We start from the raw sequence: 12,791 nt of genomic DNA on the forward strand, positions 1-12,791 counted from the left end.
TGAGCGATGCACGCGTCGCGCAAGCAGGATCGGATTCGGTCGGATCATGAAGAATTTGAACATCCTCATCATCGGCGGGGGCATCGGCGGTCTCACGGCAGCGATCGCGCTGCGCGGCGCGGGGCATGCCGTGACGGTGATCGAGAAGGATCCCGACTGGTCCGTCTATGGCGTGGGCATCATCCAGCAGGGCAATGTGATCCGCGCGATGGACCAGCTGGGGCTGCTGGAAGACTATGTCTCGGCCGGCGTGCCTTTTGACAAAGTGGCGGTGCACATCCCGGACGGAACGCTGGTGGCCGAAGTCCCGTCGCCCCGGCTGGCGGAAGGCTATCCGGCCAATCTCGGCATCAGCCGCCCGGCGTTGCACAAGGTGCTGGGGGATGCCGCCATCGGGCGCGGGGCCGAGGTACGACTGGGGATCAAGGCGCCGCGCATCGAGGATCGCGGCGATGCGGTCGAGGTGGGCTTCTCCGACGGGTCGCAGGGCCGGTATGACATCGTGATCGGGGCGGACGGGGTCTATTCCGAAACGCGGCAGGCGATCCTGCCCGATGCGCCGGCGCCGGAGTTCACGGGCCAGGCGGTGTGGCGTTACAACTTCCCGCGCCCCGACGATCTCGACGCACTGCATGTCTATAACGGCCCGATCGGCATCGGGCTGGTGCCGATCAGCCGCGAGCTGATGTATATGTATGTGACCACGCCCGAGCCGGGCAATCCCTTCTATCCGCGCGATGGCCTTGCCGCGGCGATGCGGGGCAAGCTGGCCCATGCGGCCCCGTCGATCCGTGCGATGGCCGACCAGATCACCGACGATGCAGGCGTGGTCTATCGCCCGCTGGAGGCGGTGATGCTGGATGGCCCATGGCACAGCGGCCGGGTCGTACTGCTGGGCGACGCGGTGCATGCCACCACCCCGCATCTGGGGCAGGGCGCGGGCATGGCGGTGGAGGATGGGATCGTCCTGACCGAAGAGCTGGGCCGCCACGACACGCCCGAAGCAGCCTTCGCCGCCTATCGCGAACGGCGCCTCGATCGCTGCCGCTATATTGTCGAGCGGTCGCTCGCCATCTGCCACGGCCAGCTCGGCAAGGGGCCGCCGGTCGACAATGCCCGCGCCACGGCCGAGATGTTCGAGCGCGTGGCGCAGCCGATCTGAGGCGGCGGGACCAGACATGAATGCACGCGAGACAGGAGGCGATCTTCGCATGAGCAGAGTCACCGAAATCCGCTACGTCGGATACGGCGTCAGGGACTTCGACACCGAACGCAAATTCTATGCCGAGGACTGGGGCCTGGTGGAGGTCGCCGCGGAAGAGGGCGCTGCCTGGTTCAAGACGCACGGGCATGACGAGCACCACGTGGTGCGTCTGCACAAGTCGGCGGTCGATTGCGTCGAAGTGATCGCCCTCGCGGCGGACAGCCGCGCGGACGTGGACGATCTGCACCGGAAGGTGGCCGAAGCGGGCTGCCGCGTGGTGCACGAACCTCGCGCCCTCACCGGCCCGGGCGGCGGCTACGGCTTCCGCTTCTTCAGCCCCGATGGCCTGCCCTTCGAAATCTCCGCCGATGTGCAGCGGCTGGAAAAGCGGGCGATGGAACGCTGGGAAGGCATGCCGGTGCAGATCAGCCATATCGTGCTGCATTCGCCCGATCATCACGCGGCGGTGCGGTTCTTCTGCGATGTGCTGGGCTTCCGCGTGTCCGACTGGCTCGGCGATTTCATGTGCTTCCTGCGCTGCAACTCGGCGCATCATCGCATCGCCCTGCTGCCGGGGCCGCCCTGCCTGAACCATGTCGCCTATGACATGCTGACGGTGGACGATATGTTCCGCGGCGCCAGCCGGCTGCGCAAACGCGGGACGGACATTCTCTGGGGGCCCGGCCGGCACACGGCGGGCGACAACACCTTCAGCTATTTCTGCACGCCCGGTGGCTTTCCGGTCGAATACACCAGCGGCATGGAAGAGGTCGATTTCGAGACCCACGAAGGCAAGGTCCACGAACCCGCCCCCGGCGTGATGGACCAGTGGGGCATCGGCGTGGGCGGCCCGCAGACCATGCCCAAGCCCGCGCCCGACCCCTGCCTATTCCAGTCCGCCGAGTTCTGACCCATGGCCCTGTTCGAATATTTCCCGAATTACATCTGGAACCTCTCGGTCGCGATTGCGATGGAAAGCGGCGGCCGCATCGGCGAGATCGTCGACATGTGCGAGCCGATCCGCGAGGCGGCGAAGACGGGCGACGCGGCCACAGCCGACTTCATGCGCCAATGGGCGAAGAAGGGTGATGCGCTGCTGGAACTGGCGGAAGAGGATGCGGCGAAGGGCCGCGCCTTCTCCGCTTCCGACAAGCTGGAGCGCGCCTCGCTCTATCTCTTCGTGGCGGAGCGGATGCAGGCGCATGGCAGCCCGGGCCGTGAGGAAACCTATGCGCGCGCGCGCGCAGCCTTCGATCGCTCCACGGCGCTGGGCCGGCTGAACCGGGAACGGGTGGAGATCCCGCTCCCGCAGGGCACCATGCCGGCGCTGCTCACCCGCGCACCGGGCCCGGGGCCGAAGCCCTGCGTCGTCTATTGCAACGGGCTCGATAGCTGCAAGGAGCTGCTTTACTGGACGCGTCTGCCCGAAGAGCTGGCGCGGCGCGGCGTTTCCACGCTGTCGGTCGATCAGCCCGGCTCGGGCGAGGCGTTGCGGCTGCAGGGGCTGCCGGTCGATCCGCGCTCGGAAAGCTGGGCGTCCGCGGCGGTGGACTGGCTGGAGGCACAGGACGAGATCGACGCGGCCCGTCTCGGTATGGTCGGCATCTCGCTGGGCGGACATTTCGCGCCGCGCGCCGTGGCCTATGAACCCCGCTTCGCCTCAGGCGCGGTCTGGGGCGCCAATCACAACTGGCGCGAAGTGCAGGACAAGCGGATCGCCCGCGAAGGCGAAAATCCGGTGCCGCATTACTGGCAGCATGTCTTCTGGGCCTTCGGCGCGCAAGACATGGAGGACTTCCTCGACAAGTCGAAGGAGATGAACCTCAATGGCCATATGGACCGGATCACGGTGCCATTCCTCGTCACCCATGGCGCCAAGGATCGGCAGATCAGCGTGGATTATGCCGACCAGCTGTTCGACCAGCTGGTGAATGCGCCCCGGCGGGAGAAGTTCATCTTCACCGAGCGGGAAGGGGGCGTGGAGCATGTGGGCGCGGACAACATGTCCTTCGGGCGCGACCTGATCGCGGACTGGTTCGCGGATACGCTGGGCGGCCAGCTCGGATGATGCGCCTCTGGTTCGCCCCCAACACCTGCGCGCGGGTGACGCTGACCGCACTGGAGGAGACCGGCGCGCCCTATGAGCCGCGCCTGGTGGCGTTCATGGCGGGGGAGCATCGCACGCCGCAGTTCCTGGCGGTGAATCCGTCCGGAAAGGTGCCTGCGCTGGAGACGGAAGAAGGCGTGCTGGTGCAGAACGGGGCTATCCTCCTCTGGCTGGCGGAGACCTATCCCGACGCTGGCCTGCTGCCGCCCGCCTCCACGGCTGCGGAGCGGGCGCGGATTGCGGCCGAGATCTTCCGCTGCTCGAGCGATCTGCACCCGCTGGTGACGCGCTTTGTCATGCCGCAGATGGTTGCCGGGGAAGCGGATGCGGCGCGCGTTCGCGCCAAGGCTGCGGAGGCGCTGGCTTTCCAGCTCGGCGCGGTCGCGGCGCGCCTGTCGCAGGGGGCCTGGTATTTCGGCGAGCGCTGGTCCGCGCTCGATGCCTATCTGGCATGGATCTGGTTTCGCATTAGCGGGTCGGGCTTTTCCGCCGAAGGTCTCTCCACCATCGAGGAGCACTACCGGCGGGCCATGGACCGTCCGAGCGCCCGCGCCGCGCTGGCCCGCGAAGCCGAAGCGGAGCATGAGCTGGCCGATCGCGGCCTGCTGTTCCGTGCCCCCTTCACCGCGCGCGAGGAGAGTGAGACATGAGCGTGAAACCCGTCCGCAGGATCGTCACCGGGCATGATGCGCAGGGCCGTTCCATCTTCCTCGCCGATGGCGCGCCCGAACGGGTGCAGCGGATCGGCGGCGAGACCGGACCGATGTTCCACGAGCTGTGGAACACGCGCGAAACCCCGGCACTGATCGACGCAGAGTCTGGCGAACCGTCCGAAGAGGGTATCCGTCTGGCGCCTCCGCCCCAAGGCACGCGCATCCGTATCCTCGACATCCCGCCTGACGACCCGAGTCTGGATGAGCTCTCTCCGGAGGAAGCGCGCGCGCATTTCGCCGAAGTTGGCGCGGCGGAGGCCTCGTCCCACGGCGAGGGTTCGGGCCACGCCCGCATGCATCGCACCGAAACGATCGACTATGGCATCGTGCTGGAGGGCGAGCTCGTGCTGATCCTCGATGAAGGGGAGACGCTGTGCCGGCCGGGCGACGTGATCATCCAGCGCGGCACCAATCACGGCTGGGCCAATCGCTCCAGCAGCAATTGCCGGATCGCCTTCATCCTGATCGACGGCAGCTTTGCCGAGGATCTGCGCTGATGCGCCTCGCGACCCGCAACAACGGCACGCCCGATGGCGAACTGCTTGTCGTCTCTTCAGACGGTCTGCGCTGTCTGTCTGCAGCGCCGCAATGGACGGACCTGCTTTCGGCCATTGCCCAGTGGGACGCGGCCGAGCCGCATCTCCTGGCGCTTGCCGACCGGCTCGAGCAAGGAGGGGGAGAGGCTTTCGATCCGGCTTCCCTGCGTGCGCCCTTGCCGCGTAGCTGGCAATGGCTCGACGGATCGGCATTCGCCACCCATGCAGAGCTCATGCAGGTGGCTTTCGGGACCGATCCGATCAGCCATGAGCGGCCGCTGATGTATCAGGGGCTGTCCGATCGCTTCCTTGGACCCCGCGAGGACGCAGCTTTCCTGCGTGAAGAGGACGGCATTGATTTCGAGGGCGAATTCGGCGTCGTGGTCGATGCCGTGCCGATCGGGACCAGCGCGGCCGAGGCGATGGCGCATATCCGCCTAGTGGTGCAGATCAACGATTGGTCTCTCCGGGCCCATGCCGTGCCGGAGATGAACACCGGCTTCGGCTTCATCCTCGCCAAGCCCGCCTGTTCCATGGCCCCCTTCGCGGTTCGTCCGGACGATCTCGATGACGGCTGGCGCGAGGGCCGCGTTTGCCTCGATCTCGAGATCGACTGGAATGGCGAGCGCTTCGGCAGCGCCAATGGGCGAGAGATGGCTTTCGGCTTTCACGAGCTTGTCGCCCATGCCGCTACCACGCGCGATCTTGTAGCCGGCACGATCATCGGTTCCGGCACGGTGGCCAACCGCGATCACGCCCAGGTCGGCTCGAGCTGCATTTCCGAACGGCGCGCGATCGAGATCATCGCCGGGGGCAAGCCGGCCACCGGCTTCATGCACTTCGGCGACCGCCTGCGCATGGAAGCGGTGGATGCACGCGGGGCCCGGCCCTTCGGCGCGATCGAGCAGGCAGTGGTGCGCCGGGAGCCGGCAGGCTCGGCACAGCGCCCGCGGTAACAGAATTCATGAAGAAGCGAGGAGACAGAGGATGCGTATGATCTTGAAAGCAGCATGGGCGTTGGCGGCAACCGGCGCTCTGATGATCCCTCATGTGCCGGCTGCGGCGCAGGAAGCGGCCCAAAAGGAGGGGCAGGCCTATTCGGTTACGGAGACGCAGGTGGGCACCCTGCTCGATGATCCGGCAGCGGCGGCGATCCTCAAGCGGCTGATCCCCACCGTATTCGCAAATGAGATGTTCCAGTCCATGGGCCGCCCGCAGACGCTCAAGGCGATCCAGCAATACGAGCCGGTGGAACTCAGCGACGAGAAGCTCGCCGAGATCCAGGCCGAATTCGACAAGCTCGCCGCCGGGAAATAGCGGCCGGCGCTGCGTCCGGCGAAGGGGGCGCCGGGCCAGTGCGGCCACAATTCAGACGGCTTCTGCAGAGCCTCGAACGTGGCCCCCTCCGACCCGGTGACGATACGTATGCTCGTCTAGGGTTTGAGCCGTGAACGATGTTGCACCATCAGGTTGCGGACGACGTAACCGCCGATGGCGATCGCCGCGAGAGGAGCGAGCAGTGTCTCGACGGAGCGCACCCGGCCGAACATTGCTTCGATCCCTTGCCCGAAGAGGTAGCCCAGCGAGACGAAGCACGTGCCCCATAGAAGCGCCGCGGCGGCATTGATTGCCATGAACCGGGATGCGCGAAGCTTCGTGGTGCCGATTGCCAGAGGGCTGATGGTGCGCAGGCCGTAAAGGAAACGGAACGCAAACACGAAGCCCACCGGATGCCGTTCGAAAACCGCTAATGCCCTAAGGAAAGCCGGCCTTGCACTCATCTTGCGGACGTAGGCGGCATTGCGAAAGTGGCGTCCTATCGTGAAGAAGGTCTGATCCGCCAAAAAAGAGCCTAGCGATGCCGCGAGAACGGCCGGCAGGAATGGGAAGAGCCCGCGATGGACCATTAACCCACCAAGAACCGTGACCGTCTCCCCTTCAAAGCCTGCACCGAGGCCGAGTGCCCAGAGGCCATACCGGGCGAGGAGTTCTTCCAGCTGCATCAGGACCACCCGTCCGGCGTCAGGTATTTAATCGCCCTGAACCTTTGCTGTTGAGAGGCTAACGTGGGGATGGCGGAGCTCTCTCGGTAACCGGCCCGCTCAGTACGACGTTCTGATACGCGTAGGGTATCTCGATCCCGGCCTCATCGAAGCGTTTCTTGATCCCTTCGAGCAGATCGTATTCGACCGATTTGGAGATCGCCGCGTCCGGGCACCAGGCGCGAAGGGAGAGATCTACACTCGATCCGCCCAGATTGATCACCGGGCATCCAACAACTTCCTGCACCCCGTCATGCGCCTGCGCCAGTTCCAGTATGATTGCGCGAGCCTTGTCGATGTCCGACGTGTAACCGATCGAAATGGTCAGCGATAACATGACCCTGAGATCGACCGAGGACAGGTTGATCATAATCTGGTTCGCGATCGTGCCGTTGGATAGGACAATCCGCCGATTGTCGAAGGTGCGCAACACGGTGTAGCCGAGCGACAGATCCTCTACGACCCCCGTCTCCACCCCGACCGGGGTCGTCAGCTGCAAGCGGTCGCCGCGACGAAACGGCTTGTAGATTACCAGACTGATGCCGGAGACCAGATTGCCCAGCGTGGACTGCGCAGCAAACCCGATCACGACCGAAACGATGCTGACCCCCGCGAGCAGCGATGTGGTCAACTTGTTTAGCGAAGGGACCGCATGGCAGAATAACAGCGCAAGGACGATCCACATGATGAAGGTCGTCAGATGCTGGATGAAGCCGATCGTCATCCGGTCGATCCGTTCGTTCGGATCGTGATCGATCAAGGCAACCAGTGTTCGGCGGAGCAGCCAGCTCAGCATGAAGCCGAAAAGCAGGAAAATCATGCCCAGCGCGAGCGCGCCCCAGAAATGGCTCGGGTCGAAATATCCGGTTAGATCGCGCAGCACCCGCGACGCACCCCATCCCTCAGGCGCGGCGGCCACTGTCTCTGCCGGGGCATTCTTGGCCGTTACCGATAGCGAAGTCATGTCACGAACCAATATTCCGCAGGGGATACCGGCAACAAGGGTGTTTCTTTCCGTCCCTCAAGTTTGGGGCCTGTGTCCGCAACTGGGCATGTGGCAGATCGCCGAGTTCAGCGAGCGAGGTTCCGCTGCCGGGCGCACAACTGGCCGTCGTGCTCATTCTTCTCGCTTTTGGAAGCGAATCTTGAAGGCCGACGACGGGGTCAGGTGAAGCAGAGAAGGGGCTGATTTCAGCACTTCCGCTTTTTGTGAGATGCCTTGGGAAGGCTGATGGTGCGGTCGAGAAGACTCGAACTTCCACGGGCTTTCGCCCACAACGACCTCAACGTTGCGCGTCTACCAGTTCCGCCACGACCGCACATCGAAAGGGTCGCTCGGCGCGGCCCCGCTCAGGTAGGAGCGCGCCCTTAGCAAAGGGGGGGTGGCCCTGCAAGCGGCTCGCCGCAACTATTTGCGAGGCGCCCTACGGAGCGGCTCTGCCTATTCCGGTTTCCAGCCGATCTCGGCCGATTTGGCGCGCCGGGGCACGTCGGTCACTGCCTCGTTCACGCTGACGCTTTCGCCGGGCGCGAGGCTGCGCTTGGGCGGCATCACTTCCCAGCTGTAGACGATGCGATCCTGTTCGTCGCGCAGCACGATCAGGATCGGCGGCACATCATGCGCGGAGCTGCCGATGTTGGTGATCGTGCCGCTGGCGCCGAAGAACTCCGTACCATTGGGCAATTGCCGCCGCTCCTGCTTCTCGGCGGGGAAATCGAGCTGCAGGTCGGGCTGCGCCGCGCCGAAGATCGGCCGGCTCACCGGCACCCAGTCGGGCACGCCCCAGTAGGATACTGCCACCGTCAGCCCGCCCGCCAGCAGGGCGAACGCCACCGCCGCCCAAGTCCACAGGCGCAGCACGTTGCGCCGCCGCCGGAAGGGCGGGGCGGCATCGAACTGCGGCCCGGCATCGCCATAGGCCGCCGGCTGCATCGGCGGTGGAGGCACCGCTACCTCTTCCGCGACGCGCGGGGCCGGGGGAGCGGGCGGGGTCGTCTGCGACTTCGCCAGTTCCGGCTCTGGCGCCGGCCGGGCAACGAAGCGGGGCCGTTCCTGCTGCGCCACCGGGGGCGGCGCCGGCGGCGCGGCGGGCGCGGATGCCTCCTCGGCCTGCGGCCGCTGCATGCTTGGCCCTTCCTGGAACCAGCTGTGGCGGCACTTGGCGCAGCGCACCGTCCGCCCCTCCGGTCCGACGGCGCTGTCCGGCACGGCATAGCGTGTCGCGCAAGCAGGGCAGGATATAATCATCGCGCGTGAGCCTAAGCCCCGGCGCAAGGTCCAACAAGGTTTGTGGCCAAGATGTTGCGCGCGAAGAAGGTATTTTTCCACATCGAACGCACCCGCCCCGCGCAAACCCATGTTCCTTGCGCGTCGAGCCCGCTAGGGAGAGGCGCAATGAGCGGGAATGAAGGCAGTATCGTTCAATTCGACAATGTCGGCCTGCGCTACGGGACGGAGCGCGAGGTGCTGAGCGATGTCTCATTCACGCTCTATCCCGGCAGCTTCTACTTCCTCACCGGCGCCAGCGGCGCGGGGAAGACGTCGCTGCTGCGGCTGCTCTATCTCGCCCAGCGGCCATCGCGCGGCATCATCCGCATGTTCGGCACCGATCTCATCACCCAGCCGCGCAGGCACCTGCCGGCCTTCCGGCGGCGGATCGGCGTGGTGTTCCAGGACTTCCGCCTGGTCCCGCACCTGTCGGCCTTCGATAACATCGCACTGCCGCTGCGTGTTTCGGGCATGACGGAAGCGGAACTGCAGCGCCCGGTGGGCGACATGCTGGAATGGGTCGGGCTCGACCAGCGCGCCGGGGCGCGTCCGGCCACGCTTTCCGGCGGGGAGCAGCAGCGCGTCGCCATCGCCCGCGCGGTGATTGCCCGGCCGGAGATACTCGTGGCGGACGAGCCAACGGGCAATGTCGATCCGGACATGGCGGTGAAGCTGCTGCGCCTGTTCGAAGCGCTCAATCGCCTCGGCACGACGGTGGTGGTCGCCACGCATGACGTCCACCTGCTGAAGAAGGTGCCGGATTCGCTGATCATGCGATTGGACAAGGGCCGCCTGGCGGACCCCACGGGCGCGCTGCGCTATCCGCCGCGGCGCGATCCGCGCGGAGGATCGGCGGCGTGAAGGGCCGGTTTCCCCTGCGTCAGGCACTGCGGCGATCCGGGCGGGACGGATCGGGTCTGCTGCCGCAGACGCGGCTTGGCGGTCCCATGCCCTGGGTCATTGCGATCATGATCGCGCTGACGGTGATCGCAGCGGGCGGCGGGCTGGCGCTGCGCAATGTGGCGGCCAACGCCCGCAGTGAAATCGCCGGCGGGGTGACCGTGCAGGTGGTAGAAGCCGCCCCGGCGGAGCGTGACCGGCAGGCTGGCATCGCCCTGGCGCTGCTCGCCAGCCGCGAGGACGTGGCGGAAGTCCGCCGAGTTCCCGACAGCGAGCTGGAGGCGCTGCTGGAACCCTGGCTGGGCACGGATGCCGGGCTGGGCGAAAGCGAGATTCCGATACCGGCGCTCATCGACGTGCGGCTGCGCGGACCCGTCACGCCCGCGCGCCTGGCGGTGTTGCGCGATGTGCTTACCGCTTCCGTTCCGGCGGCCCGGGTGGATGCGCAGTCCGGGTGGCTGGTGCCGGTGTTCGATGCGGTCGCGACGCTGCAATGGCTCGCCCTTGGGCTCGTCCTGCTGCTGGCGCTGACCAGCGCGGCGGCGGTGTGGCTGGCGGCGCGCAGCGCGCTGGGTGCCAATCGCGAAACGATCGAGATCATCCACCTGCTCGGCGGCACCGACGGGCAGATCGCCGGCATTTTCCAGCGATCGATCGGCCTGGACGCGGCGCTGGGGGGGATCGCCGGGCTGGTTCTCGGTCTCGCAGCGCTGCTCGTCCTTGGGCAGCAATTCGCGCAGCTCGAATCCGGAATGGTGGCAGGCGGCGGCTTCGGACCGGTCGACTGGGCCCTGTTGGCGGCCGTGCCACTGGCGGGTATCGTGCTTGCCATGCTGACCGCGCGCATCACCGTGCTTCTGGCGCTGAGGCGCATGTTGTGATCCGCCGCGCATTCAGCCTTCTGGTCGTGCTGTGGATGCTCGGCTTCCTGTGGTTCGCCATCGCGCTGCCGCAGCCGGCCGGTCCGGAGAAAACCGATGCCATCGTGGTGCCCACGGGAAGCGGTGGCCGCATTCCGCGCGGCCTCTCGCTGCTCAACGCGGGGGAGGCGGGCAAAATGCTCGTTACCGGCGTGGATCACGACGTGAAGCCGCGCGAATTCGCGGCGGAGTATGACGTCAGCTCGCGGTTGATGGAATGCTGCGTCACACTGGGGTTCGTGGCGCTGGACACGCGCGGCAATGCGCGGGAAACAGCCGATTGGGTGGCGCAGGAGAAGGTGCATTCGATCCGCCTCGTGACAGCGGACTGGCACATGCGCCGCGCTGCGCTGGAGCTGCAAAGCACTCTGCCGGCGGATGTCACCGTGCTGCGCGATGCGGTGCCTTCCAGCCCGAGCCTGGCCACGCTGTTCCTGGAATATCACAAGCTGCTGGCGAGCTGGCTGGCGCAGGCCTGGCCGGGCTGACTGATGGCCGCGCTGCGCAGCCTCGCCTTCTACGTCGCCTTTTATGGTGGGACCGTGCCCTTCCTCGTCGCGGCGCTGTTTACGATTCTCTTCGCTCCGGCGGGGATCAGGCAGGTCGCGGCGGGCTGGTCCCGCCACCACCGCCGGTGCCTGCGGCTGTGCCTGAACATCCAGGTGCGCGAGACAGGACAGCGCGCGACCGGCCCGGCGATCTATGCCTTCAAGCACGAGAGCTTCTTCGAAGCGATCGACCTGCCGATCTCGCTCGACAACCCGGTCGTGTTTGCGAAGGAGGAACTGTTTTCGATCCCTGGATGGGGCCGGGCGGCGCGGGCCTATGGCGTGATCCCGCTGTCCCGAAAGGATGGCGCCAAGGCGCTGCGCCGCATGCTGTCCGATGCGCGGCGCTACACCGCCACCGGGCGCCCGCTGGTGATCTTCCCCGAAGGCACGCGGGTGCCGCATGGCACAGTCGCTCCGCTCAAGTCCGGCTTTGCCGGGCTCTACAAGCTGCTGGGCGTGCCGGTGGTGCCGGTGGCGGTGGACAGCGGGCCGCTCTATCACCGCCGGTGGAAGCGGCCGGGCGTCATCACGATCCATTTCGGCGAACCGATCCCGCCCGGCCTCCCGCGGGATGAGATCGAGCAGCGCGTGCGTGAGGGAATAAACGCGCTGAATGGCACGGGCGAGCCGGCCTAGCGGTGATCCTTGCGGCCGAAGTCGGGCCGCGAATCGTCCTGCCCGATGGCGACGATCGACCGGCGGATCTCGCGCGTGCGGGTGAACCAGTCGAACATCGTTTCCCCGTCGCTGGCGCGGATCGCCTCCCGCATGAGGGCAAGATCGGTGAGGAAGCGATCGAGCATCTCCAGCACCGCGTCGCGATTATGCAGGAACACGTCGCGCCACATGGTCGGATCAGAAGCGGCGATGCGGGTGAAGTCGCGGAAGCCGCCGGCGGAATATTTGATCACCTCGCTGCGGGTGACCTCTTCCAGATCCGATGCCGTGCCCACGATGGTGTAGGCAATAAGATGCGGGATGTGGCTGGTGACGGCCAGCACCCGGTCGTGATGTTCCGGGTCCATCGTATCCACCGTGGCCCCCAGCGCCTGCCAGAAGGCGACCAGTGCGGCGAGTTTGCCCGCATCCGCGCCTTCCGGCGGGGTGACGATGCACCAACGCTGGTGGAACAGCGTGGCGAAGCCCGCGTCCGGCCCGCTGTCCTCCGTGCCGGCGACGGGATGCGCTGGGATCACGTCATGACCGGGCAGGGCTTCGGCCAGCGCGCGCGAGATCGTGCGCTTGGATGAGCCGACGTCGCTCACCAATGCGTCGGGCGACAGCACCGGGGCGATGAGGCTGGCGACCGAGCCCATGGCGCCCACCGGCACGCACAGGATGACGAGGTCTGCCCCCGTCACCGCCTCTTCCGCGGTCTCGCAGATGCGGTCCGCCAACTCGCGCTCCGTGGCCCGTTGCCGCACGGCGGGATCGATGTCGTAGCCGGTGCTGGTGATGCCGGGCAGATGCGCGCGTATGGCGAGGCCGATCGAGCCGCCCAGCAGGCCCAGTCCGATGATCGCGACCTTGCGAAAGCTGACCATCTCAG

15 protein-coding genes and 1 tRNA gene are annotated in these 12,791 nt (G+C 66.5%); 11 read left to right on the plus strand and 5 right to left on the minus strand.

Features of this window, described 5'->3' with window-relative positions:
* The first annotated feature begins 46 nt into the window (after positions 1 to 46).
* From AEB_RS04650 to AEB_RS04680, 7 genes are read left to right on the plus strand one after another with little or no spacing between them, the layout of a single operon-like run.
* Positions 47 to 1,162, plus strand: a complete 1,116-nt coding sequence (locus tag AEB_RS04650; protein ID WP_119082142.1) for an FAD-dependent oxidoreductase — start codon at positions 47 to 49, stop codon at positions 1,160 to 1,162.
* A 49-nt stretch (positions 1,163 to 1,211) separates the two neighbouring features.
* Positions 1,212 to 2,114 carry a VOC family protein gene (locus tag AEB_RS04655; RefSeq protein ID WP_119084456.1) on the plus strand — a complete coding sequence of 301 codons (903 nt, stop codon included), beginning with the start codon at positions 1,212 to 1,214 and terminating at the stop codon, positions 2,112 to 2,114.
* A 3-nt stretch (positions 2,115 to 2,117) separates the two neighbouring features.
* Positions 2,118 to 3,272: an alpha/beta hydrolase family protein gene (locus AEB_RS04660; RefSeq protein ID WP_119082143.1), complete on the plus strand. Its 1,155-nt coding sequence runs from the start codon at positions 2,118 to 2,120 to the stop codon at positions 3,270 to 3,272.
* On the plus strand, positions 3,269 to 3,961 hold the full coding sequence (locus AEB_RS04665; RefSeq protein ID WP_119082144.1) for a glutathione S-transferase family protein: 693 nt from the start codon (positions 3,269 to 3,271) through the stop codon (positions 3,959 to 3,961). The genes AEB_RS04660 and AEB_RS04665 overlap by 4 nt, the downstream gene beginning before the upstream one ends.
* Positions 3,958 to 4,521 (plus strand): cupin domain-containing protein, encoded by a 564-nt coding sequence (locus AEB_RS04670; protein WP_119082145.1) that lies wholly within the window; start codon positions 3,958 to 3,960, stop codon positions 4,519 to 4,521. Before AEB_RS04665 ends, AEB_RS04670 begins: the two co-directional genes overlap by 4 nt.
* Entirely contained in the window at positions 4,521 to 5,516 is a 996-nt protein-coding gene (locus AEB_RS04675; RefSeq protein ID WP_119082146.1) for a fumarylacetoacetate hydrolase family protein, read from the plus strand. Before AEB_RS04670 ends, AEB_RS04675 begins: the two co-directional genes overlap by 1 nt.
* A gap of 31 nt (positions 5,517 to 5,547) precedes the next feature.
* Positions 5,548 to 5,877 (plus strand): hypothetical protein, encoded by a 330-nt coding sequence (locus AEB_RS04680; protein WP_145985264.1) that lies wholly within the window; start codon positions 5,548 to 5,550, stop codon positions 5,875 to 5,877.
* Positions 5,878 to 5,993: 116 nt separating this feature from the next.
* Here the strand turns inward: AEB_RS04680 and AEB_RS04685 are convergent, their stop codons facing one another.
* From AEB_RS04685 to AEB_RS04700, 4 genes are all read right to left on the minus strand, one after another.
* On the minus strand, positions 5,994 to 6,563 hold the full coding sequence (locus AEB_RS04685) for a DedA family protein (RefSeq protein ID WP_119084457.1): 570 nt from the start codon (positions 6,561 to 6,563) through the stop codon (positions 5,994 to 5,996).
* Between the two features lie 58 nt (positions 6,564 to 6,621).
* Positions 6,622 to 7,566: a mechanosensitive ion channel family protein gene (locus AEB_RS04690; RefSeq protein ID WP_231958909.1), complete on the minus strand. Its 945-nt coding sequence runs from the start codon at positions 7,564 to 7,566 to the stop codon at positions 6,622 to 6,624.
* 268 nt (positions 7,567 to 7,834) lie between these two features.
* Positions 7,835 to 7,921 (minus strand) — tRNA-Leu (locus AEB_RS04695).
* A 122-nt stretch (positions 7,922 to 8,043) separates the two neighbouring features.
* Complete coding sequence (locus AEB_RS04700) at positions 8,044 to 8,850, minus strand: zinc-ribbon domain-containing protein (RefSeq protein ID WP_119082148.1); 807 nt, start codon at positions 8,848 to 8,850, stop codon at positions 8,044 to 8,046.
* 147 nt (positions 8,851 to 8,997) lie between these two features.
* Between AEB_RS04700 and ftsE the strand changes: the two genes are divergently transcribed.
* Genes ftsE through AEB_RS04720 form a run of 4 tightly spaced genes read left to right on the plus strand, consistent with a single transcriptional unit; the run spans position 8,998 to position 11,878 of the window.
* Positions 8,998 to 9,732, plus strand: coding sequence for a cell division ATP-binding protein FtsE (ftsE, locus tag AEB_RS04705; RefSeq protein ID WP_119082149.1), 735 nt, complete (start codon positions 8,998 to 9,000; stop codon positions 9,730 to 9,732).
* The gene (locus AEB_RS04710) at positions 9,729 to 10,652 is read left to right on the plus strand and encodes a cell division protein FtsX (protein ID WP_231958910.1); all 924 of its coding nucleotides are present in this window, start codon (positions 9,729 to 9,731) and stop codon (positions 10,650 to 10,652) included. The genes ftsE and AEB_RS04710 overlap by 4 nt, the downstream gene beginning before the upstream one ends.
* Entirely contained in the window at positions 10,649 to 11,179 is a 531-nt protein-coding gene (locus tag AEB_RS04715; RefSeq protein ID WP_119082150.1) for a YdcF family protein, read from the plus strand. Before AEB_RS04710 ends, AEB_RS04715 begins: the two co-directional genes overlap by 4 nt.
* 3 nt (positions 11,180 to 11,182) lie before the next feature.
* Positions 11,183 to 11,878: a lysophospholipid acyltransferase family protein gene (locus AEB_RS04720; protein ID WP_119082151.1), complete on the plus strand. Its 696-nt coding sequence runs from the start codon at positions 11,183 to 11,185 to the stop codon at positions 11,876 to 11,878.
* Here AEB_RS04720 and AEB_RS04725 read toward each other — a convergent pair.
* Positions 11,875 to 12,786, minus strand: a complete 912-nt coding sequence (locus AEB_RS04725) for a prephenate/arogenate dehydrogenase family protein (protein WP_119082152.1) — start codon at positions 12,784 to 12,786, stop codon at positions 11,875 to 11,877. The two genes, AEB_RS04720 and AEB_RS04725, sit on opposite strands and share 4 nt — an antisense overlap.
* Positions 12,787 to 12,791: the final 5 nt, after the last annotated feature.

This window comes from Altererythrobacter sp. B11 (genome assembly GCF_003569745.1).
Classification (GTDB): Bacteria; Pseudomonadota; Alphaproteobacteria; order Sphingomonadales; family Sphingomonadaceae; genus Croceibacterium_C.

Bases quoted from the DNA above. Each gene is read 5' to 3' on its own strand.
- AEB_RS04660 (WP_119082143.1), top strand. From the start codon at position 2,118: ATGGCCCTGTTCGAATATTTCCCGAATTACATCTGGAACCTCTCGGTC.
- ftsE (WP_119082149.1), top strand. From the start codon at position 8,998: ATGAGCGGGAATGAAGGCAGTATCGTTCAATTCGACAATGTCGGCCTG.
- AEB_RS04665 (WP_119082144.1), top strand. From the start codon at position 3,269: ATGATGCGCCTCTGGTTCGCCCCCAACACCTGCGCGCGGGTGACGCTG.
- AEB_RS04675 (WP_119082146.1), top strand. From the start codon at position 4,521: ATGCGCCTCGCGACCCGCAACAACGGCACGCCCGATGGCGAACTGCTT.
- AEB_RS04720 (WP_119082151.1), top strand. From the start codon at position 11,183: ATGGCCGCGCTGCGCAGCCTCGCCTTCTACGTCGCCTTTTATGGTGGG.
- AEB_RS04685 (WP_119084457.1), bottom strand. From the start codon at position 6,563: ATGCAGCTGGAAGAACTCCTCGCCCGGTATGGCCTCTGGGCACTCGGC.
- AEB_RS04690 (WP_231958909.1), bottom strand. From the start codon at position 7,566: ATGACTTCGCTATCGGTAACGGCCAAGAATGCCCCGGCAGAGACAGTG.
- AEB_RS04650 (WP_119082142.1), top strand. From the start codon at position 47: ATGAAGAATTTGAACATCCTCATCATCGGCGGGGGCATCGGCGGTCTC.
- AEB_RS04680 (WP_145985264.1), top strand. From the start codon at position 5,548: ATGCGTATGATCTTGAAAGCAGCATGGGCGTTGGCGGCAACCGGCGCT.
- AEB_RS04670 (WP_119082145.1), top strand. From the start codon at position 3,958: ATGAGCGTGAAACCCGTCCGCAGGATCGTCACCGGGCATGATGCGCAG.
- AEB_RS04655 (WP_119084456.1), top strand. From the start codon at position 1,212: ATGAGCAGAGTCACCGAAATCCGCTACGTCGGATACGGCGTCAGGGAC.
- AEB_RS04725 (WP_119082152.1), bottom strand. From the start codon at position 12,786: ATGGTCAGCTTTCGCAAGGTCGCGATCATCGGACTGGGCCTGCTGGGC.
- AEB_RS04700 (WP_119082148.1), bottom strand. From the start codon at position 8,850: ATGATTATATCCTGCCCTGCTTGCGCGACACGCTATGCCGTGCCGGAC.